This window comes from Aeromonas sp. s7(2024) (genome assembly GCF_040907825.1).
Classification (GTDB): Bacteria; Pseudomonadota; Gammaproteobacteria; order Enterobacterales; family Aeromonadaceae; genus Aeromonas; species Aeromonas veronii.
The window spans coordinates 217,436-238,930 of record NZ_JBFOCM010000016.1 but is presented as its reverse complement, the minus strand read 5'-3'; the positions used below and the strand labels follow the sequence as shown (position 1 = coordinate 238,930).

The following is a 21,495-nucleotide window of genomic DNA, read 5'->3' as shown; positions in this document are numbered from 1 at the left end:
ATGGGGAAGAAGCGAAAGCGTTAGAAACTGGGAACTGAGTCGATAATGGCCGCTTTTTTGTACTGATTAGCGAATCAGGATCAAAAAATGTTGCACTTTATGGTTCATAGAGACCAGAACGTGACTCAAGTAACATCTTCTCCAGCTGACCGCTGGCTTTCAGTTTGGCGAGCCCCCGATTGAAGGTTTTGACCAGCTCGTCAGCGTTGGCGCGCTTGCGGCTGATCAGCAGGTGACCTTCAACCTTCATCACGGGTTTTGAATGGGTTGCAAAGAGATCGACCGTGCTGGCCGGGTAGAACTGACGCAGGGAGTAGTAGCCAACATCTATGTTCTCCAGGGTCAGGTCGGCGCGGCCGGAGAGCAGCAGATCGAAGCTCTGGCGCAGCCGGGTGACGAACTGCACCTGCAGCGGCACCTGCGCGATGGCTGCAAAAAAATCTGCATTGTAGGTATAGCCACTGACCGCAGCCAGCTTGCGATCCGCCAGATCCTGATAGCCACGCCATTCCAGCGGATCGGACTTGAGATAGAACCAGACGTAGGTCTCGCTCAGGATGGGATCACTGTAGAGATGGGTTTTGCGCCGCTCGCTCGACTCATACCAGTGGACTGTGCCATCCACCACTCCCTCCTCCGACAAGCGAAAGGCCCGCTTCCAGGGAAGAAACTGGAACTTGACGCTCACCCCTTCACTCTTGAATGCCTCGCTCACCACATGAGGGATAAGCCCCTGATATTTCAGCGTCTCGGAGCAGTAAGGAGGATACTCTCCCGTGGTCAGGGTCAGCTCCTGCGCCCAGAGCCCGTGGCAAAAAAGGCTCCCCGCCAGCAACCAGCTTATTTTCATCCCGATGCCCTCTTGTTCTGTTTTCCCAACTATAGACCGCCCCCTGGAAAGGATTGCCGGATCGCCGGGGAACCGTTATGTTCCCCTTTTTCCAGGCGATCGCGCCGCGTCACAAGGATATGAAGATGCCCAGGCTAGACAGCATTCACCTCTACCCCATCAAATCGACTGCAGGTATGCCGCTGGCTCGCGCCCGGGTGACCGAAGAGGGACTGGCAGGGGATCGCCGCTACATGGTGGTCAAACCGGACGGCACCTTTATCACCGCCCGTACCCATCCCCAGCTGCAACAGATCGTGGCCACCCCCATCGAAGGAGGCTTGCAACTGCGCTATCCGGGCTTTGAACCGCTCACCCTGCAAGAGGTCGACTTCAGCCGCGCCCCGCAAGCTACCGGAGTCTGGAGCGACCGTTTCACCGCCCTGCACACCGACCCCAAAGCCGATGGGTGGCTAAGCCGGGTGGCAGGGGAGACGGTGCAACTGCTCTGGCTGGGTGAAACCTCGGATCGCTTTCGCGAGAAGACCGGCACCCGGGTCAGCTTTGCCGACGGTTATCCGCTGCTGCTGATAAGCCAGGCTTCCCTTGAGGATCTCAATCTGCGCTCCGATGCCCTGCACCAGATGAGCCAGTTCCGCACCAATCTGGTGGCAAGCAATACCCAGCCCTTCGAGGAGGACAGCTGGGTGCGTATCCGCATCGGCGAAGTGGAATTTAAAGTGGTCAAGCCCTGCAGCCGCTGCATCATGACCACGGTGGAAGCAGGCACCGATCGCTTCAACGCCCTGAAAGAGCCGCTGGCCACCCTCACCCGCTACCGCCGTGGCGAGGATGGCGAGGTCTACTTCGGCCAGAATCTGGTGGCGCTGAACGAGGGGTGGATTGAAGCAGGCAGCGAGATCGAGGTACTGGAGCGCACCCGTCCGGTGGTCTATCCCGCCGCCGCGCCGAAGAAGCGCGAGCTGGTCTGCGTGGCCCGCGAACCGCTGGCGCGGGATCTGGAGACCTTCTGGTTCGAAGCAGCCGATGGCGAGCCCCTGCCCGACTACCTGCCGGGCCAGCATCTGCCCATCAGCCTCGATATCAAAAACGAGCGGATTCAACGACGCTATACCCTGAGCTCTACGCCGGACCACCCGGAGCGTTACAGCATCAGCGTCAAGAAGGTGGAGGGTGGCCGCATCTCCCACTGGCTGCACCAGCAGTTGCAGGTGGGTGATCGGCTGCTGGCCGCCAACCCCGCTGGCGAGTTTCACTTAGGGTCCGAGCGCAATCTACTGTTGCTCTCCGCAGGCTCCGGCGTCACCCCCATGCTGGCGATTGCCAGCACCCTGGCGCTACGCGGGGAGCTGGAAGAGGTTCACTTTATGCACCTGTGCCGCAGTGAAGCGGACATTCCCGCCGCCAGCGAACTGCACGCCATGGCGCAGCAGGGGATGACCCTCACCATTATCCTGAGCCAGCCGGACAATCACTGGCAGGGGCTGCAAGGGCGACTCAATGATGAGCATCTGCAACTGGTCAAAGGATTGGCCGGGAAAGAGGTCTTTATCTGCGGCCCCCACGGCTTTATGGCCGATGCGGCGGCGAAAGTGGCAGCCCTCGGCGTTCCAGCCGCACGGATCAAACAGGAGAGTTTTGGCGGCGCGATTCTCTCGGTGGTTCGCCCCCATCAGGCGGTGCAACTGCGTATCGGCGTCCAAGCCTTTACCGGCAACAATCAGGGCACTGTGCTGGATCAGGCCAACAAGCAAGGTGTAGAGCTGCCCTGGAGCTGCCGCGCCGGCATCTGCGGCAGTTGCAAACAGACGCTGATCTCGGGCGAGGTGGATCACCCCGACGCCCCCGCCATCACCGCCGCCGAGCGGGCAGAGGGCAAGATCCTTGCCTGCTGCGCCGTGCCGCTCACCGACCTTGAAATCCTATGATCGGGTGATCAAGCCGCGTTAACTCACGCCCCCCCAGATGACCGGGGAATTGACCCCGGTCATCTTTATCCACACTTGTTCACCTGATCGGCCCTTAATTTGTCCCCACCGCCTTCATCTGTAAGTTTCCCTTCCTATACTCTCAGAGCAAAAAGCCTTGCCAGCCATTGACTTGGCGATGCTCCATACGACACTCAGCCATAGGGAAAGGACGCCCATACCATGGAACAGAACAAGCCCGCCTTTCAGCTCAACCTGCTGCTATCCGTCATCACCCTGATCCTGCTGTCACTGGTGTTTTTCGCCTACAGCTGGGCTGGGAAACAGCTGGAAGAGAGTTATCGACAACAATATGTCTCCTACCTGCTGGCCGACGAACTGCGCCAATCCTCCGATGACCTGACCCGACTCGGGCGCACCTACGTCATCACCAAGGATCCAGCCTACGAACAGCAGTACATGCGGATCCTGGCCATTCGCAACGGCGAGCAGCCGAGACCGGATGGCTACAACCGTATCTACTGGGACTTTGTCGCCGCCAACGGCCAGAATCCCCGCCCTGACAGCAATGTTCGCCGCGGCCTGATCGATCTGATGAAGGATGCCGGTTTTACCGACGGGGAGCTCGCCAAACTGAACGAGGCCAAAAACAACTCGGATGCCCTGGTCAACACCGAGGTCGCCGCCTTCAAACTGGTGCAACAGAGCGATGGAGACCCGGTTGCCAACCAGCAAAAAGCCATCGCCATGATGCATGACAAGGCCTATCACCAGAACAAGGGGCGCATCATGTCCCCCATCGATGACTTCTACGTGATGATGGAGCAGCGCAACCATGAGGCAGTCGAGAGCGCCATCACCAATACCGACATGCTGCGCTATCTCTTTATCGCCCTCGGTCTGGTGTTGATGTTCTTCCTCTGGCGCACCTATCGCTCCCTGCTCGATCTGGTGGGCACCTCGGTCGAACAGCTCAAGACCGATCTCCATATGATGGCGGAAGGGGACTTCTCGCGCCCCATCAAGGTGCCGGCAGGATCGAAAGAGAGCCTGATCGGCCTGCTCGGCGGTATGCAGACCACCCTCAAGGGGATCATCGCCAAGGTCTCTCACTCCACCGAGGAGCTATCCCATTCTGCCGATAGCATCGCCCAAATTGCCGAGCAGACTGCCCAGTTTGCCACCGATCAGCAAACCAGCACCCAGACCATGGCCGCCGCCATCGAGGAGCTGGTGGTGAGCATCAGCCACCTCTCCGACAATGCCACCCATGCCGACGAGCTGAGCAAGGTCTCCGCCAATACCCTGGAGGAGGGCTCGGGGGTCATTAAAGAGACTCTCGGCAGCATCGAGAATATCTCCACCACGGTGGGGGATGCGGCCAGCACCATCTCCGAGCTCAACGGCCATACCCAGCAGATTTCGGAGATCATCGGGGTGATCCGCGGCATCGCCGATCAGACCAACCTGCTGGCTCTCAACGCGGCCATCGAGGCAGCGCGGGCCGGTGAACAGGGTCGCGGCTTTGCAGTGGTCGCCGACGAGGTGCGCAATCTGGCCAGTCGCTCGGCGGCCTCAACCCAGCAGATCACCGGGATGATTAGCAAAATCCAGAGCGGGGCAGATGCCTCCATCCGCAGCATGGAGAACACGGTCAACAACGTCTCTCGCGGGGTCACGCTGGCCAACCAGACCGGCGAGGCGATCGCCAGCATCCAGAGCCACGCCTCCAACCTCACCGGCCTGATGGGAGAGATCAGCCACACCCTGCGCGAGCAGTCCACCGCCGCCAACGAGGTGGTCTCTACCGTCGGCAACATCACCTCCCTCTCGGAGCAGTCGGGGGATGCCGCCCGTCACGTGTCCCAAGAGGCGGCCAAGCTCAAGCAGCTGTCACGGGTGCTGCGCCAGGAGATGGGGCACTTCAAGCTTTAAAGAACGCTGAAAAGCAAAACGGCTGCCCGAAGGCAGCCGTTTTTTATTCGGGGTATCCCCGTCATTCAGTATCTATCAACCACGCAGGGCGGCGATACGCTGCTCGATGGGCGGGTGGCTCATGAACAGCTCGCTCATGGAGCGCTTGCCGTTGATGCCAAAGGCCATCATGGAGCCTTCCAGCTGCGGCTCGGCACCGCGGGAGAGGCGCTCAAGGGCGGCAATCATCTTGTCGCGACCGGCCAGCTTGGCGGCACCGGCATCGGCACGGAACTCGCGCTGACGGCTGAACCACATGACGATGATGGAGGCCAGAATACCGAACAGCATCTCCAGCACGAACACGGTGATCATGTAGGCAAAACCGCCGGAGCTGCTGCTCTCTTCCTCGTTGTTGGAGCTGAAGAAGTTGCTGATCACGCCAGCCACGATCCGGGCGAAGAACATCACGAAGGTGTTCACTACACCCTGGATCAGGGTCAGGGTCACCATGTCGCCATTGGCCACGTGGCTAACCTCGTGGGCCAGTACCGCTTCCGCCTCGTCACGGCTCATGCTGTAGAGCAGGCCGGAGGAGACCGCCACCAGCGAATCATCGCGGCGGGCGCCGGTTGCAAAGGCGTTCATCTCGGGAGAGTCGTAGATCCCCACTTCCGGCATCTTGATACCCGCTTCGCGGGCCTGACGGGCCACAGTACTCACCAGCCAGTGCTCAGTCTCGTTACGGGGTTGCTCGATGACCTGGACGCCATAGCTGCGCTTGGCCATCCACTTGGACATCAGCAAGGAGATAAAGGAACCCCCAAAACCGAACACGGCACAGAACACCAACAGCCCGGAAATGCTGGACTTGTTGATCCCCAGAACCGAGAACAGGATATTGAGTACCACCCCCAGCACCAGCATGACGGCCAGGTTGGTCACCAGGAATAGCATAATTCGCTTCATATAGACTCCTTGTGAAGATAAGGGACATGACCGGGGATCACTCGGGATCCCCACCTGATCATGTTAATGTCGACATTCTAGGGAGATTCGATGAATGTTCGCTGAATATGCCGTCAAAGTAGCGGCGAGATATCGAGACGCCCCTGCAAATCGGCTTCAAGCGGATTGTTTATAAACGGAATTTCGCCGAGGAAGGGGGCAGGCAGCAAGCCCCTCAGGGTGTCCAGATTTTCCTGATAATGGCTCATGGAACCATGGAGCCGATTAATTACCCACCCCGCCACCGGCAGCTGATCATTGCGAATGGCGGCAAAGGTGAGCAGCGCATGGTTGAGGCAACCCAGCTTGGCCCCCACCACCATAATCACCGCCATGTTCTCCTGCTTGACCCAGTCCGACAGCAGATGCTTGCGATCGAGCGGCAGATACCAGCCCCCCGCCCCTTCCACTACCGCCAGTTCGGCCCCGGCCTGTTCAATCTTGCGTAGCCCCTCGCTCAACCCCTGCATAGTGATGGGCTGGCGCGCCTCGCTGGCGGCGATATGGGGCGCAATCGGCGGCTCATAGGCGAACGGATTGACCACCTCATAGGGCAGCGGCAGGCTCGCCGCCTCCTGCAACAGGACAGCATCAAGGTTGCGCAGCCCGTCCGGGGTGCGGGCACATCCGGCCGAGACCGGCTTGTAACCCGCGCACTTGATTCCCTGTGCGCTGAATTCACGCAGCAGGGTGCGCGCCACCAGCGTCTTGCCCACATCGGTATCGGTGCCGGTGATAAAGAATGATTTCATACGGTTCTCTCCTTGGCAGGGCCCGTTGACTACCCTGCACACACTGCGATTCCCGGCGCTCAGCAAGGCTTGCTGAGGCGGCCGAGGCACACCCGATAACTGGCGACCAGCCTGCCATCGGGCTGGCGAAACGCCTCATACGCCTGAGCCAGCTGCTGCAATCTGGCGCGACCGCTCAGACCGGCCGGGGCGGCACTCCCCTGATTGTCATTGACCTGATTGGCCCCAATCCCCTTGAGATCGCGCAACAACTGCGGCAATTCAAGATAGGCGAGATCCCAGGTGATACAACGCAGCTCGGGAGCAGATACCCCGGCGCTAGCCAGCGCCTGCTCCAATTGTGGCAGGCTGAGGAAGCGATTGACATGGGCGCGACCATCAAGCTGCTGCCAAGCGGCTCGCAACTGCCAGAGTGACTCATCTAGCAGGGTCGAGAAAAAGATCTGGCCGCCCGGTTTGACCACCCGCAGCAACTCGCCAAAAGCCTGGGCCGGACGCTCGCACCACTGCAACGCCAGACTGGAGAAAACCCAGTCGAACGCGTTATCGGCGAAAGGAAGCTGCTCCGCATCGCCGCAGAGCAGGCGGGCGCCGCTGCCACGCAAGGCGGCCTGCGCCAGCATGCCGGGGGCGAGATCAAGCCCCACCAGCTGGTGACAACGGTTCGCCAGTTGGGGCAAGAAAAAGCCGGTGCCGCAGCCCAGATCCAGCCCGCTCACCGTCAGATCAGTGCCAACCAGCCTGTCTGGCATCCATTCCAACAGCGCCTGACCCACCTCCTGCTGAAAGCGGGCGTGGGCATCGTAATGACGAGCGGCGGCGCCGAAACGGCGAGCAAGCTGCGCCTTGTCCACCGTTTGAAAACGCTCAGTCATGATGAGCCTCCCCAAGCGTTGTAACTGCAGGGCAGACCCCCAAGGCATCGAGCAAGCGATCCACATCCTGCTCGCGGTGAGCCGCGCTCAGGGTAATGCGCAGCCGGGCCGTACCGACTGGCACAGTGGGCGGGCGGATGGCGCTCACCCAGACGCCGCGTTCCCGCAGCCGTTCTGCCAGTTGCAGGGCAACACTGCTCTCCCCCACCAGCAGCGGCTGGATCGGGGTATCGCTCGCGCCAAGCTGCCAACCCAACTCCTCTGCCCCTTGCCGGAAGCGAGCGATCAGCTGGCCAAGATGGGCGCGGGCCTCATCGGCGGCACGTACCAGTTCGATACTCTTGCTGACCGCACAGGCCTGCGCGGCGGGCATATGGGTGCTGTAGACATAATGGCGGGCGAAGTTGACCAGATACTCCACCAGTTCGCGACTGCCGCCGACAAAGGCACCGGCAACCCCGAGCGCCTTGCCAAAAGTGCCCATCTGGATGTGTACGCTGGCAGGAGGAACCCCCTGCGCCGCCAGAGTGCCGCGCCCCTCGGGCCCCTGCACGCCGAGGCCGTGGGCATCGTCGATCATCAGCCAGTTGCCGCTCCGGGCTGCCAATGCCGCGAGTTCACCCCAGGGGGCCTGATCCCCGTCCATACTGAACACCCCTTCCGAGACAATCAGTCCGCGATTTGGCTCAAGCTGCCGTTCAAGGGCCGCCATATCGTTGTGGGCAAAACGCTTCATCTTGCAAGGGAGCTGGCTACCCATCTCCTGCAAAGAGGCGTGGTTGAGTTTGTCCTGCCACAGCAGATGCTCCTTGTCGAGCAGGGCTTTGAGCACCGCCTGATTGGCAGAAAAGCCGCAGTTGAAGAGCAACACCGCCTGCACCCCGAGCCACTCGGCCAGGATCTCCTCCAGCTCTTGGTGGGCACGACTGTAACCAGTCACCAGTGGCGAGGCGCCGGAGCCCGTGCCATAACGCTCAATCCCCGCGTTGAAGGCGGCCTTGATGGCGCCGTGATCTGCCAGTCCCAGATAGTCGTTGGCGGAAAAGTTGAGGTAGTCGCGCCCCGCGACCCTGAGCTGCCCGCCACTCGCCCCGTCGGTCGCGATGCGGTTGCGCAGCAGGCCAGCCTGTTCGCGCCCGGCCAGCGCCGCGCCCAATGCAAAGGGGCCTGTTACTGCTGGGCCAGTCATGACCGCGCAGCCCCGGCACGGGGGCGGGTGGCGTCATAAAACATCTCGGCAGGCTCGCTCTGGCGACTCACCTCGGCCAGCAGCTCCTCTTCTTGTACCTGATCCGGCTTCTGGGCCCGCTGGGCGGGACGAATGCCGAGCCGCTTGAACAGCTGCATGTCGCTGTTCTCGTCCGGGTTGGGAGTGGTCAGCAACTTGCAGCCATAGAAAATGGAGTTGGCCCCGGCCATAAAGCACATCGCCTGCATCTGCTCGTTCATCTTCTCCCGCCCGGCAGAGAGTCGCACATGGGAGGCTGGCATCATGATCCGTGCCACGGCGATGGTGCGGATAAATTCGAACGGGTCGAGGTTCTCCTGATCCTCCAGCGGCGTCCCCTTTACCTTGACCAGCATGTTGATGGGCACGCTTTCGGGATGACGGGGCAAGTTGGCCAGCGCCATCAAGAGGCCCGCCCGATCTTTCGCCTGCTCGCCCATGCCGACGATGCCGCCGGAGCAGACCTTCATGCCCGCGCCGCGCACATGCTCCAGGGTATCGAGCCGGTCCTGATAGGTGCGGGTGGAGATGATCTCGCCGTAAAACTCCGGCGAGGTGTCGAGGTTGTGGTTGTAGTAATCGAGCCCCGCAGCGCCAAGACGGGCCGCCTGATCGGCGGTGAGCATCCCCAGGGTCATGCAGGTCTCCATACCGAGCCCGCGCACCTCCTCAATCATCCGGATGATGTAGGGCATGTCCTTCTCTTTGGGATTGCGCCAGGCGGCCCCCATGCAAAAGCGTGACGAGCCATTGGCCTTCGCTTCGCGGGCCCGCTCCAGCACCTTCTCCACCTCCATCAGCCGCTCGGCCTCAAGCCCGGTGTGGTAACGGGCGCTCTGGGGGCAGTATTTGCAATCTTCCGGGCAGGCGCCGGTCTTGATGGAGAGCAAAGTACTCACCTGCACTTCGTTCGGGTCAAAGTGGGCGCGGTGGACGGTCTGGGCCTGAAACAGCAGATCGTTGAACGGCAGGGCAAACAGGGCCTGAACCTCGGCGAGGGTCCAGTCATGACGAAGGGCGTGACCGCCCGCGGTGAGAGCATTCATACATGGCTTCCGGTTGTTATTAGTGGGATCCTACGCCCGCCATCTTGGGATGGACGGCCACAGAACCCGCCGCCGGGCCCGCGCGCTCAGGGTGATGCGCAGTGCCAAGTGGCTGAAATTGTTGGCTAGTGTAGAGAGCACGCGTAGACTGTCAACACCGACCAGATCAAACCAATTGACAACAGAACAACAAATGACCAATCAAGAATTCGACCTGCACCACATCTGGCACCCCTATACCTCCCTCACTCACCCCCTACCCTGCTATGAAGTGGCCAGCGCCAAAGGGGTGACCATCACCCTCAGCGATGGCCGCAAACTGGTGGATGGCATGAGCTCCTGGTGGGCTTGCGTGCACGGCTATCAGCTGCCGGAGTTGGACGCCGCCGCCACCTCCCAGCTCGGCAAGATGTCCCACGTGATGTTTGGCGGCCTCACCCACGCCCCGGCGGTCGAGCTCTGCCGCAAGCTGGTGGAGATCACTCCAAAGGGGCTTGATCGGGTCTTTCTGGCCGATTCCGGCTCGGTGGCAGTGGAAGTGGCGCTCAAGATGGCCCAGCAGTACTGGCACGCCAAGGGAACGCCCAGAGCCAAATTTGTCGCCCTGCGCAGCGGCTATCACGGCGACACCTTTGGCGCCATGAGCGTCTGCGATCCGGACGGCGGCATGCATGAGCTCTACAAGGGATTCCTGCCGGAGCACTATTTTGTCGAAGCACCCAGCTGCCGCTTCCACGCCGAGTGGGATGAACAGTGCGTGGTGGAGCTGGCGACACTCATGGCGGATCATCACGAAGAGATCGCCGCCATCGTACTTGAGCCCATAGTGCAAGGGGCTGGCGGCATGCGCTTCTATCACCCCCGCTACCTGCAGTGGGTGCGCGCCCTGTGCGACGAGTTCGGTGTGCTGCTGATTGCCGACGAGATCGCCACCGGCTTTGGCCGTACCGGTCAGCTGTTTGCATGCGACTGGGCGGGGATCAGCCCCGACATCATGTGTCTGGGCAAGGCGCTTACCGGCGGCTACCTCACCCTCTCGGCGACCCTGACCACCGAGCATGTCGCCCGCACCATCTGTGACGGCAAAGCCGGCGTCTTTATGCACGGCCCCACTTTTATGGGCAATCCCCTCGCCTGCGCGGTGGCCAACGCCTCCATCGATCTGCTGCTGGCCTCACCGTGGCAGGAGCGGGTGCGCACCATCGAGCATCAGCTGCGAACAGAACTGGTAGAGCTAACCCTGCACCCGGCGGTCGCGGATGTGCGGGTGCTCGGCGCCATCGGGGTGGTGGAGATGAAAGAGCGGGTGGATGTAGCGCGCATCCAGCGCAAGTTTGTCGAACTGGGCGCCTGGATCCGCCCCTTTGGCAAGCTGGTCTACCTGATGCCCCCCTTCGTCATCCCCCCTGAAGAGTTACGGGTATTGACCGGCGCCATCCGTCAGGCCATCGCCGAGGGCGAGTTTTAATGCAAGCAACGGGCGGCCATCGCTGCCGCCCGTTTGACTACCGGCATTTGATATATAAAGAGGGCAACTTTATCCACTTCAGTGCGCTTTCACTTGCCGTAATGTGAGCAAAACACCAGACCTGAGGCCCCAAGAGGGGTAAACTGCTGCGGTTTTACCATCAAGAAAGACTGCTCATGCGCCTCTCCATTGCTGCCAAAATCAACTTTTTCCTGCTCTTCATCTTCTCCATGGTACTGGTCTTCTCCGCAGCCTATCAGGCGGTGCGCGAGCGCGATCTCATCCTGACCCTCATCAAGGAGCAGAGCCGCGAGCAGACCGAAGCCTATTTCGACGGCCTCAACATGCTGATGCTGACCGGCAAGATGGATGCCCGCGATACCCTGCGCGGCAAGTTTCTCGACCATGCCCATGTGGAGGATGCACGCATCGTCCGTGGCGACGCGGTGAGCAAACAGTTCGGGCCGGGACGGGAGACAGAACAGGTAAAAGATGAGTTTGATGAGCTGGCTCTGGCGGGCAAAGGGAGCCTGGAGGTGGTGCACAACGGCATGCACAGCCGTCTGGTGGTCACCCGACCGCTGCTGGCCAAGAAGGATTTTCGCGGCACCGACTGCACCAGCTGTCATCTGGTGCCGGAGAATACCGTGCTTGGTGCGGTGCGCTTTGACTACTCCCTCGATTCGCTGTTTACCCGGGTCGAGCAGAATATTCTCACCTCGGCGCTGATCCTAACCGGCATCTTCGGGATGGGACTGCTGCTGACCCTCTGGGTCATCCGCACCTGGATCGTGCGCCCTCTCAACCAGTTGACCCGCTCCATGGAAGAGGCGACTGACTTGCACGACTTCGGACACCGGCTGGAGGGGGATGACGGCGACGAGATTGGCCGGGTGGCGGTGGCCTACAACCAGATGCTCGACAGTGTGGAGCGCCAGCTCGGCAAGCGCGCCAAGGCCAGCAGGCAGGAACCGGATCAGCCCCGCTAAGACGAACGCTTAACCGACGTAGTAGAAGAGCAAGCTGGCGATCAGCACCAATAGCAGGATGGCCAGATTGACATGCCGGGAGTCATCCTGACGGCGGCTGCGCTTGCGCTCCAGCAGCAACACCGCCAGCGTCAGGGCGCAGCAGCTCCAGAGCCCGTAGACCAGCCAGGGGGTAAGGGCCGGGTCCCAATAATCGCGCACCTCGATCCCGCCATAGACCAGAAAACCGTAGGCAATTTCGGGACGGGCATAGTGGTAAAGGGAGAGCAGCACGATAAAGCCGCCCCAGCAGAGCATCACCAGCCCCTGCAACACCCGTGTCAGCCAATCTGGCCCATGCCGCCGATCTTTCACCCACCTCTCCTGCGCCCGTGACACTCTTGTTGAGTGAACCATGCCGAAAACCCCACCAGAGTCCGACATTTTTGCTTGTTTATCAAACCCGCGCGGGTAAGATTGACGGCTTAGTCTGCCATGGTGGGCCATCTGTGCCCGGGCCAGACTCCCTAGTGTTGCAAATAGCGCTGCAAGAACAAGCTGGAGACAATATTTCGATGACGCACGCATCCGTAGTAGATGTGCTGGCCGGTAAGTATCCGGTCGGCACCACCCAAACTGTCAAAGGGTGGATCCGGACTCGCCGTGATTCCAAGGCGGGGATCTCATTTTTGGCCATTTCCGATGGCTCCTGTTTCCATCCGGTACAGGCAGTTGTCCCCAATACCCTGGCCAATTACGAGAATGAAGTGCTGCGTCTGACCACTGCCTGCTCCGTGGAAGTGACCGGCGTGGTTGCCGCCTCTCAGGGCAGCGGCCAGGCTTTCGAACTGCAGGCGACCGAGGTGAAGGTAGTCGGTTGGGTCGAAGATCCGGACACCTACCCGATGGCTGCCAAGCGCCACAGCATCGAATACCTGCGTGAACAGGCCCACCTGCGCCCGCGCACCAACATCGTTGGCGCCGTGACCCGCGTTCGTCACTGCCTGGCGCAAGCCATCCACCGCTTCTTCCACGAAGAGGGTTTCCTCTGGGTTGCGACCCCGCTCATCACCGCCTCTGACACCGAAGGTGCTGGCGAGATGTTCCGCGTCTCCACTCTGGACATGGAAAACCTGCCGCGCACCGACGCCGGCAAGGTGGACTACAACGAAGATTTCTTCGGCAAAGAGGCTTTCCTGACCGTATCCGGCCAGCTGAACGCCGAAACCTATGCCTGCGCACTCTCCAAGGTCTATACCTTCGGCCCGACCTTCCGCGCTGAAAACTCCAACACCAGCCGCCACCTGGCCGAGTTCTGGATGGTTGAGCCGGAAGTGGCCTTCAACGATCTGGAAGATAACGCCGCACTGGCCGAAGCCATGCTGAAGTATGTCTTCAACGCCGTACTGACCGAGCGTCGCGACGATCTGGAGTTCTTCGCCCAGCACGTGGACAAGGATGCCATCGGCCGTCTGGAGCGTTTCGTCTCCTCCGACTTCGCCCAGATCGACTACACCGATGCCATCGAAGTGCTGAAAAACTGCGGCAAGAAGTTCGAATTCCCGGTCTCTTGGGGTATCGATCTCTCCTCCGAGCACGAGCGCTATCTGGCCGAGGAGCACTTCAAGTCTCCGGTGGTGGTGAAGAACTACCCGAAAGATATCAAAGCCTTCTACATGCGCCTCAACGACGACGGCAAGACCGTTGCCGCGATGGACGTACTGGCACCGGGCATCGGCGAGATCATCGGTGGTTCCCAGCGTGAAGAGCGTCTGGACGTGCTGGATGCCCGTCTGGCCGAGATGGGCCTGAACAAGGAAGATTACTGGTGGTACCGCGACCTGCGTCGCTTCGGTACCGTGCCGCACTCCGGCTTCGGTCTGGGCTTCGAGCGTCTGGTGGTCTACGTGACCGGTATGGGCAACGTCCGCGACGTGATCCCGTTCCCGCGTACTCCGCGTACCGCCGAGTTCTGATCAGCGGCATCTTGCCACTGCATTGCAAAAGCCGACCTGTGGGTCGGCTTTTTTATTGTCACCGTTATGGGTGATACTCAGGATCAACCGGCACAAGGAACTCGTCGCCTATGGGATATCGCCTGCTGCTCTCGCTACTGCTGTCCTGCATGCCTGTTCAACTGTGGGCCGAGCCCGTTCGTCTGACCACCCTGGAGTGGCCCCCCTACACCAGCCAGAGCCTGCCCGATGGCGGCCTCACCGGTCATATCGTCAAACGAGCCTTTGCCGAGGCGGGACTGGAGGTGACATTCGACTTCTATCCCTGGCAGCGGGCAGTGCGGCTGGCGGCCGACCCGACCCAGCCTTATAGCGGCTATTTTCCCGAGTACCTCTCCGACACCCTGCCGACCCTGTGGCGCAGCTCCGCCAGCGTGGGCGACAGCGTGCTGGGCATAGCGCAGCGCTCAGGCGCCCCCATCCCCTGGCAGCAGCTCACGGATCTTGCCCCCTACCGGATCGGCGTGGTGGAGGGGTACGTCAACACCCGTGAATTCGATGCTCTGATGGCCAGCAAGCGCCTCAACACTGCCGCCGTCGATTCCGACCTGCTCAACCTGCGCAAATTGCAGCGCGACCGGCTCGATCTGGCGGTGATCGACCGGGATGTCTTTCACTGGCTCATCAACCATGATCGCAAGCTGATAAGCGCCGGATTGCAGTTTCACCCGAAGATCCTCGAACACAAGAGCCTGCACATCATGTTTCGTCCCGACCAGCAGGCGTTGCAGCAACGGGTGGCACAGGCCATTGCCAGATTGGATATTGCCAAGCTGAGCGAGGATTATCAGCGCCGCTATCTTCAGCAAGCACCTGCGGCCAAGTGAGCAGACCCGCCGAAGTCAGCCCTTGCTGGCAAAAATAGCCTGAGCGCTGGCTTTTTCATCCTCTTCTGCCGCAATCGAGCCCTTTTTATGCCCCTCCCCTGCAGCCCTGCTGCTACTCTGTGCTGCCACCATGACCACACGATGGCTTGGCCCCGAGTGATACCACTTGGTGACAAAAATAATGGTTTTGTTAGTACGTGGTTTTTAAGTGGTTTAATCAAAAATTCATCGAGTTATTGAAGTAACTCAATTTTTTCACTTTTTCAGGGGAGCAGAATAGCAACTAACCCTTTTGGGCTAAATAAAACAGACAATGACAATTCATGGTTCAGGCTACCCGCGGCAATATGGGTTGAATCACACGAGGTAACGGAATGATCTTGATGGAATTTTTAGTGGTACTCGGCTGCTTGCTGCTGGGTACCCGCTTTGGGGGCATGGGACTCGGTCTCATCAGTGGTATCGGTCTCTTCCTGCTGACCTTCGTCTTCGGCCTGGTGCCGGGCGAACCGCCTGTTCAGGTAATGCTGACCATTCTGGCGGTGATCGGCTGTGCCGCCACCCTGCAGACTGCCGGTGGCCTCAACCTGATGATGCAAGTGGCCGAGCGTCTGCTGCGCCGTCACCCGCAATACATCACTATCCTGGCGCCGCTCACCACCTGGACCCTCACCTTCCTGTGCGGTACCGGCCACGTGGTCTACACCATGTTCCCAATCATCGCTGACATCGCGCTGCAGAAGAACATCCGCCCCGAGCGCCCGATGGCTGTCGCCTCCGTTGCCTCCCAGATGGCCATCTGCGCCTCCCCGGTCTCCGTTGCCGTGGTCTCCATGGTCTCCATTCTGGCGGCCGGTCACGGTATCGGTCAGGCTTACGGCCTGCTCGACATCCTGATGATCGCCATCCCCTCCTCCCTGACCGGTGTCATCGTGGCGGCCCTGTGGAGCCTGCGTCGCGGCAAGGATCTGGACAAGGACGAAGAGTTCCAGGCCAAGATCAAAGACCCGGAGCAGCGTGCCTTCATCTACGGCGGTGGTGAAACCCTGCTCAACACCAAGTTCCCGAAAGAGGCCTACTGGTCTACCTGGATCTTCTTCGCCGCCATCGCTGCCGTGGTATTGCTCGGTGCCAACGAAGGTCTGCGTCCGGTGTTCACCATCAAGGACAAGACCGGCCCGCTCTCCATGAACCTGGTGATCCAGATGATGATGCTGATCGCCGGTGCCATCATCCTGATGCGCTGCAAGGTCAAGCCGGGCGAGATCGCCAACGGTGCCGTCTTCAAGGCGGGCATGGTCGCCATCTTCTCCGTATTCGGGGTCGCATGGATGAGTGAGACCTTCTTCCAGGCTCACATGCCGCTGCTCAAAGAGACTCTGGCCCATGTGGTACAGGCCCAGCCCTGGACCTACGCCCTGGTGCTGTTCCTCATCTCCAAGCTGGTAAACAGCCAGGCCGCCGCCCTCACCGCCATCGCCCCCATGGGTCTGGCGCTGGGTGTGGAGCCTAAGCTGCTGATCGCCTTCCTGCCGGCGAGCTACGGCTACTTCGTGCTGCCAACCTACCCGAGCGATCTGGCCTGTATCGGTTTCGACCGCTCCGGCACCACCCGCATCGGCAAGTTCATCATCAACCACAGCTTCATCATTCCGGGGCTGATCGGAGTGGTGACCTCCTGCTCGCTGGGCTTTATCCTCACCAGCATCCTGCTCTAATCGCAGCGGCGTTTACCACGCTATTGCAATACAGGCCCCCGCTTCGGGGGCCTGCTTTTTTCCCGCTCTGTGACCCCAACCATTTCCCCGCCGCCATTTCCGGACACAATACCTTTACCTCTGCCCACGCCGCTGGGTAGCATGCCCCCTCGTTCACCACCGGAATCTCATCCATGTCTCGCGTCATCCTGCTCTGGAGCGGTGGCAAAGATGCCATGCTGGCCCTCTGTCATGCCCGTCAAGCGGGCCATCAGGTGGTGGCACTGGCCACCTTTGCGCCGCCAGAGCCCCGATTTCTCGCTCACCCCTTGCCGCTGGTGCGCCGTCAGGCGGAAGCCCTCGGGCTGCCCCATCTGCTGGTCACCATAGAAGCGCCGTTCGATCTCGGTTATGAGCGGGCACTGGCGCGGCTCAAGGAGGAGTGGGCCCTCGACGGGGTGGTGACCGGCGATATCGACAGCGTGGGCGGCGCACCAAACTGGATCCGCGAACGCTGCCAGCCGCTGGATCTCACCGTCCATACCCCGCTCTGGCAACAATCTCGTCAAGCCTTGCTGGCGGATATGCTGGCCCGCGGCATCGTCGCCCACCTCTCCTGCGTCGATACCCGGGTACTGGCCCTCGAGTGGACTGGGCGCACCCTCGATGCCGCCACCCTCAGCGATCTGCAGCAACTGGCCGAGCGCGAGGGCTTCGATGCATGCGGCGAGCAGGGGGAATACCACACCATGGTGACCGACGGCCCGGGCTTTGCCGCCCCGCTGCACCTCGATGGCTGGCAGGTGGTGCGGCAGGATCATCTGGCCTATCTGGCCGAGCCACAGGGATAACGGCCTCAGGCCATCTGGCACGCTCGTTCAGGGACACGCGAAAAATCGAGATAAAAAAACGGAAGGCAACAGCCTCCCGTTTGGGTTTGATCGGGCCAGTTTTGAGCGGGCCATGACGACCCGAACAAGGAATAAACCGGCTTATTTCGCCAGCTTGCCCAGCACCAGCTGCAGCAGGCGGATGCGTGGCTCGATGCTCTCCAGCAGCAGGAACTCCGCCTCCGAGTGGAAACCGCCCCCCATGGGGCCGAAACCATCCAGCGACGGCACCCCCGCGGCGGCGGTGAAGTTGGCATCCGAGCCGCCACCGGCCTCCAGCCAGTTGAAGGGGATCCCCTCCTCCTTGGCTGCCGCCTCCACCAGCGCCATCAACGCCTCGGTGTCACCGCTCGGGCGCATCGCCGGCTTGAAGGTCTGGCGATCCACCTCGACCCGACAACCCGCGAGGAAGGGGTTGTTGGCCATAAAGGTGAGCCGGTCGTGTACCGCAGCGGCCTCTTCGTTGCTCCAGAAGCGCAAATCCACGATCGCCTCGGCAAAGTCCGGCACCACGTTGACGCCGGTGCCGCCCTGTACCACGCCGACGTTCATGGTGGTGCCCGTGGTCATGTTGACCTGCTCGTTGATGGCCAGCACCCAATGCGCCAGCTCGGTGATAGCAGAGACACCTTCGGTCAGGGCCGAACCGGCGTGGGACGCCTTGCCGTGGAAGGTGATGCGGTACTTGGCATTGCCCTTGCGGGCGCTGATGAGATCCCCATTGGGACGAGCTGCCTCGGCCACCAGCACGCAGCCACTCTGTTTGGCTTTTTTCACCAGCCAATCCTTGGACCAGGGGGAGCCAATCTCTTCGTCGCAGTTGTAGCAGACCAGCACCTTGAGCTTGGCAAGCAATGCCGGATCCATCTCTTTGAGTGCATACCAGATAGAGAGCAGGCCGCTCTTCATGTCCGAGACGCCGGGACCAAAGGCTTGATTGCCTTCGATTTTCAGCGGGCGCTTGGCCGCCGTCCCCTCGGGGAAGACGGTATCCATGTGGCCGCACAGCATCACGTCGTAGTGATCGGCACCCGGCGCATTGGTGATCTCGAGGCAGGGGCCGCACTCGGCAGCGAACTGGTGGCGGGTCACCTGCCAGCCGATGGCCTCATATTTCTCGGTCATGATGTCGGCCACTTTCGCTACCCCGGCCGGGGTGCGAGTACCGCAATCGAGGTTGATGAGCGGGGCCAAATCGGCCAGATAGCTATCGAGGGAAAACGGGCTCTTTACAACTGTCATTATCTTCTCCATGCAACAATCAGCATTGATGGCCGATCGTCTATTGCAACAATGCGACACAGTGAGAAAAAGGCGGGCAGCCATGCCACCCGCCCGACCGGTAAATTCCAAACACCACTACATAACCCACATCACTACATGAACAGCAGATAATTGAGGGCCAGCGCCGTCACCAGCGCCCCCGCCATCGGCACGCTGGTGCGCTTGACCACGGTAAAGGGCGATACCTTGGCAATCCCCGCACAGGCGATCAGCACAGCCGCGATGGGGGAGACGGTACGGCCGATACTGGAAGCGAGCTGCATCGGCAGCAGCATGGTCACCGCAGGTACGCCAAACTTGGCCGCCACCGCCGGTGCCAGGGTCGAGAAGCTGAGGAACGCCGCATTGCCGGAGCCCATGATGACCGCCGCTACCATGATCAGCGCCACCATCACAAGGGTCATCAGACCGCTGCCGATACCGGCATTGCTGGCAGAGTGCAGCAGGGTGTCGATGGCACCGATGGCCTTGAGGGATTCAGCAAACAGCTCGGCACAGACGATGAGCGCCACCACGGGGCCAAACACCTTGCCCATACCGTCGAGGAAGCTCGACAGCCCGGCAAACGCGGTACGCACCGAGCGACTACGCAGCAGCTCGCACAGCATGCCGATAAAGACCGACAGCAGCATGGCCACCTCCACGCTCATCTTGATGTCGCTCACCAGCAGCTTGGAGAAGGTCATCATCAGCACGAAGGGGATGATCGGCAGCAGGGCATACCAGGTGGGCGCCTGCACGCTCTCGGTGCCCTGTTCGTCCAGCTCGGCGTGATCGCCGCGATGGAGCGCCGGATCCCAGCCATCCTTGCGATCGCAGTGACGCTGCCAGAAGAAGTGCAGCACCATGGTCACCAGCAGCATGGGGGCCACCAGCCAGATCTGGTAGTCGACAAAATAGCTGGTCGGATCCATGCCGGATTGACCGGCGGAGAAGATGGCGTTGGTCTGGGTCGGGCCAATTTCAAACGCCTGTGAGGTGGCGATGACGCCACAGGCGGAGGCCGGGCTGATGCCGAGGTTGCGCATCACCGGATACATGGTGACCATCAACAGCAGGCCAAGGCCGGTAGCGGAGGTGACGAACAGGGAGACGAATACCGCCACCAGATAGCAGATGGAGAGCATCAGGTAGCTGGACTGGATGCCTGCCACCGGTTTGACCGCCACCCGCACCAGCGCCTGGGAGGCCCCGATATGGGACATGTAGGTGGCAAAACCCGCCACCGCCATGATGGTGAGGCCGAGGCCCGCCGCGCGGTAGGAGAAGATCCCCTTGAACACTTCGAACAGGTCGAACAGGGCGAAACCGGTGCTCTTGTCAGCGGGGAGAATGGGGTGCAGCCCCAGCCAGTAGGCCACCGCAAAAATGGCCATGCCCGCCAGCGCCAGCACCGCCTGCGGGTTGTAATCCTTGATGATGCCGTAGACCACGGCGACCAGAACGAGCAAGACGAATAAAAGTTCCAATATTCACTCCTGATAAATTTATCGAAGAGCGAAATCTAGTGATCTGACCACTGTTTGCCTTTGATCCCTATCAATAAAGGTGCCGTCACCGTGATTCATTAGCATAATATGTCGGCCATGTAACAATTTTTCGTTATTTCAACTACCGGAAAACCTTTATCACCCCATATCCGGGAATTGTGTGACGCGACTCCCCTCTTTTTTGCGTTGGATCAACATATGACGGCGCCGAACTGGCGAAGATGCGCTTCGACATATAGCGACCATTTCGCGCCGGAGAGAGTTATGACAAGCCAAGCCACCGCAGGTGCTTCGACCTGCGACTACAAGCTGTGGGACATCCTCGTCGAGTCTGCAAAGGAACGCACTACCATTCGTTACTCCAAACTGGCCAAGCAGGCCGGGCTGGAGCAGTGCCAGGATGAACTGCGCACCCTGCTGCAACGCATCCGCATGTACTGCACCGAAAACAACCTGCCGATCCTCTCCGCCATCGTGGTGGACGACGTGGGCAAATACACTGGCCTTTCTTCCAGCCTGCCTGATGCACCCTGGGAACGGGCCCGGGTCTTTGACCATGAGTGGACCACCCTGCACTGATTGAGGTGCTTGATGATGCCGACCAAAACGCGCCCGCTGGCGCGTTTTGGCTATCTGGTGTTTGCCCCCTTCTCTTTTTCTCCTGCAATAGTCGATCTTCTCCCGCAATACCCAACCCCATCGGGCACACCAGCCCCACAGCTTCTGACCTTGTGCTCAAAATCGCCGTTCAGGTGTGACCAGTTCCGGCAAAACCCGCGAGCCGGACCATCGGCGTTGCCATGGGATTGCCACAATGCCAGAATCGGGCCCTTGCACTGCGTTGATTCGGATTTTCGGGCGCGGCCCACGGCCAGCGCCCACAAGAGAAGGACTCCCCATGGCCATCACCCTCTATGGCATCAAGAACTGCGACACCATCAAGAAAGCCCGCAAGTGGCTGGATGAGGCCGGTATCGACTACCGCTTTCACGACCACCGCGCCGACGGCCTGAACCCGGACGATCTGGACAGCTGGCTGGCAAAACTCGGCTGGGAAGCCCTGCTCAACAGCCGCGGCACCACCTTCCGCGCCCTGCCGGATGAGGCCAAACAGGGACTCGACACCGCCAAGGCGCGCGCCCTGCTGCTGGAACATCCGGCCATGATCAAGCGCCCGCTGCTCGACCGTGACGGCGAACTGACCCTAGGTTTCAAGGCTGATCACTACCAATCCCTCTTCTCCCGTTAAGGACAA

19 protein-coding genes are annotated in these 21,495 nt (G+C 60.7%); 10 read left to right on the top strand and 9 right to left on the bottom strand.

Annotated features, from left to right (window positions below; translation table 11 throughout):
* Positions 1-97 precede the first annotated feature (97 nt).
* On the bottom strand, positions 98-850 hold the full coding sequence (locus AB5Y73_RS06125; RefSeq protein WP_164537195.1) for an ABC transporter substrate-binding protein: 753 nt from the start codon (positions 848-850) through the stop codon (positions 98-100).
* 77 nt (positions 851-927) lie between these two features.
* Between AB5Y73_RS06125 and AB5Y73_RS06120 the strand changes: the two genes are divergently transcribed.
* On the top strand, positions 928-2,778 hold the full coding sequence (locus AB5Y73_RS06120) for an MOSC N-terminal beta barrel domain-containing protein (protein WP_181497465.1): 1,851 nt from the start codon (positions 928-930) through the stop codon (positions 2,776-2,778).
* Between the two features lie 222 nt (positions 2,779-3,000).
* The gene (locus AB5Y73_RS06115; RefSeq protein ID WP_139742826.1) at positions 3,001-4,713 is read left to right on the top strand and encodes a methyl-accepting chemotaxis protein; all 1,713 of its coding nucleotides are present in this window, start codon (positions 3,001-3,003) and stop codon (positions 4,711-4,713) included.
* Between the two features lie 75 nt (positions 4,714-4,788).
* Here the strand turns inward: AB5Y73_RS06115 and htpX are convergent, their stop codons facing one another.
* The 5 genes from htpX to bioB form a co-directional block, all read right to left on the bottom strand.
* Positions 4,789-5,661 carry a protease HtpX gene (htpX, locus tag AB5Y73_RS06110; protein WP_005344374.1) on the bottom strand — a complete coding sequence of 291 codons (873 nt, stop codon included), beginning with the start codon at positions 5,659-5,661 and terminating at the stop codon, positions 4,789-4,791.
* Between the two features lie 113 nt (positions 5,662-5,774).
* Positions 5,775-6,452 (bottom strand): dethiobiotin synthase, encoded by a 678-nt coding sequence (gene bioD, locus AB5Y73_RS06105; RefSeq protein WP_005337893.1) that lies wholly within the window; start codon positions 6,450-6,452, stop codon positions 5,775-5,777.
* 59 nt (positions 6,453-6,511) lie between these two features.
* Positions 6,512-7,327 carry a malonyl-ACP O-methyltransferase BioC gene (bioC, locus tag AB5Y73_RS06100; RefSeq protein ID WP_064338332.1) on the bottom strand — a complete coding sequence of 272 codons (816 nt, stop codon included), beginning with the start codon at positions 7,325-7,327 and terminating at the stop codon, positions 6,512-6,514.
* The gene (gene bioF / locus AB5Y73_RS06095; protein ID WP_107684146.1) at positions 7,320-8,516 is read right to left on the bottom strand and encodes an 8-amino-7-oxononanoate synthase; all 1,197 of its coding nucleotides are present in this window, start codon (positions 8,514-8,516) and stop codon (positions 7,320-7,322) included. The genes bioC and bioF overlap by 8 nt, the downstream gene beginning before the upstream one ends.
* A complete protein-coding gene (gene bioB, locus AB5Y73_RS06090; RefSeq protein ID WP_005350480.1) occupies positions 8,513-9,601 on the bottom strand; it encodes a biotin synthase BioB in 1,089 nt (362 codons plus the stop codon). Before bioB ends, bioF begins: the two co-directional genes overlap by 4 nt.
* A gap of 193 nt (positions 9,602-9,794) precedes the next feature.
* Here bioB and bioA point away from each other — a divergent pair, with 193 nt between their 5' ends.
* Positions 9,795-11,069, top strand: coding sequence for an adenosylmethionine--8-amino-7-oxononanoate transaminase (gene bioA / locus AB5Y73_RS06085; protein ID WP_162895383.1), 1,275 nt, complete (start codon positions 9,795-9,797; stop codon positions 11,067-11,069).
* A 176-nt stretch (positions 11,070-11,245) separates the two neighbouring features.
* Positions 11,246-12,058, top strand: a complete 813-nt coding sequence (locus AB5Y73_RS06080) for a HAMP domain-containing protein (RefSeq protein WP_107684148.1) — start codon at positions 11,246-11,248, stop codon at positions 12,056-12,058.
* A gap of 9 nt (positions 12,059-12,067) precedes the next feature.
* Here AB5Y73_RS06080 and AB5Y73_RS06075 read toward each other — a convergent pair whose 3' ends face one another.
* Complete coding sequence (locus tag AB5Y73_RS06075) at positions 12,068-12,412, bottom strand: hypothetical protein (protein ID WP_005359354.1); 345 nt, start codon at positions 12,410-12,412, stop codon at positions 12,068-12,070.
* Between the two features lie 200 nt (positions 12,413-12,612).
* Between AB5Y73_RS06075 and asnS the strand changes: the two genes are divergently transcribed.
* From asnS to AB5Y73_RS06055, 4 genes are all read left to right on the top strand, one after another.
* Positions 12,613-14,013: an asparagine--tRNA ligase gene (gene asnS, locus AB5Y73_RS06070; protein ID WP_043818544.1), complete on the top strand. Its 1,401-nt coding sequence runs from the start codon at positions 12,613-12,615 to the stop codon at positions 14,011-14,013.
* A gap of 110 nt (positions 14,014-14,123) precedes the next feature.
* The gene (locus tag AB5Y73_RS06065) at positions 14,124-14,879 is read left to right on the top strand and encodes an ABC transporter substrate-binding protein (RefSeq protein ID WP_181497467.1); all 756 of its coding nucleotides are present in this window, start codon (positions 14,124-14,126) and stop codon (positions 14,877-14,879) included.
* 374 nt (positions 14,880-15,253) lie between these two features.
* On the top strand, positions 15,254-16,597 hold the full coding sequence (locus AB5Y73_RS06060) for an anaerobic C4-dicarboxylate transporter (RefSeq protein WP_005337916.1): 1,344 nt from the start codon (positions 15,254-15,256) through the stop codon (positions 16,595-16,597).
* Between the two features lie 173 nt (positions 16,598-16,770).
* Positions 16,771-17,427 carry a hypothetical protein gene (locus tag AB5Y73_RS06055; protein WP_107684150.1) on the top strand — a complete coding sequence of 219 codons (657 nt, stop codon included), beginning with the start codon at positions 16,771-16,773 and terminating at the stop codon, positions 17,425-17,427.
* A 141-nt stretch (positions 17,428-17,568) separates the two neighbouring features.
* On the opposite strand, the gene AB5Y73_RS06050 is transcribed toward AB5Y73_RS06055, so the two are convergent.
* Both AB5Y73_RS06050 and dcuC read right to left on the bottom strand, forming a co-directional pair.
* The gene (locus AB5Y73_RS06050; RefSeq protein ID WP_107684151.1) at positions 17,569-18,708 is read right to left on the bottom strand and encodes a M20 family metallopeptidase; all 1,140 of its coding nucleotides are present in this window, start codon (positions 18,706-18,708) and stop codon (positions 17,569-17,571) included.
* Between the two features lie 134 nt (positions 18,709-18,842).
* A complete protein-coding gene (gene dcuC, locus AB5Y73_RS06045) occupies positions 18,843-20,219 on the bottom strand; it encodes a C4-dicarboxylate transporter DcuC (RefSeq protein ID WP_107684152.1) in 1,377 nt (458 codons plus the stop codon).
* Positions 20,220-20,504: 285 nt separating this feature from the next.
* Between dcuC and AB5Y73_RS06040 the strand changes: the two genes are divergently transcribed.
* Together AB5Y73_RS06040 and AB5Y73_RS06035 are read left to right on the top strand one after the other, a co-directional pair.
* A complete protein-coding gene (locus AB5Y73_RS06040; protein WP_005337929.1) occupies positions 20,505-20,819 on the top strand; it encodes a hypothetical protein in 315 nt (104 codons plus the stop codon).
* A gap of 319 nt (positions 20,820-21,138) precedes the next feature.
* Positions 21,139-21,489: an ArsC family reductase gene (locus tag AB5Y73_RS06035; protein WP_005337930.1), complete on the top strand. Its 351-nt coding sequence runs from the start codon at positions 21,139-21,141 to the stop codon at positions 21,487-21,489.
* The last annotated feature ends 6 nt before the right edge of the window (positions 21,490-21,495 follow it).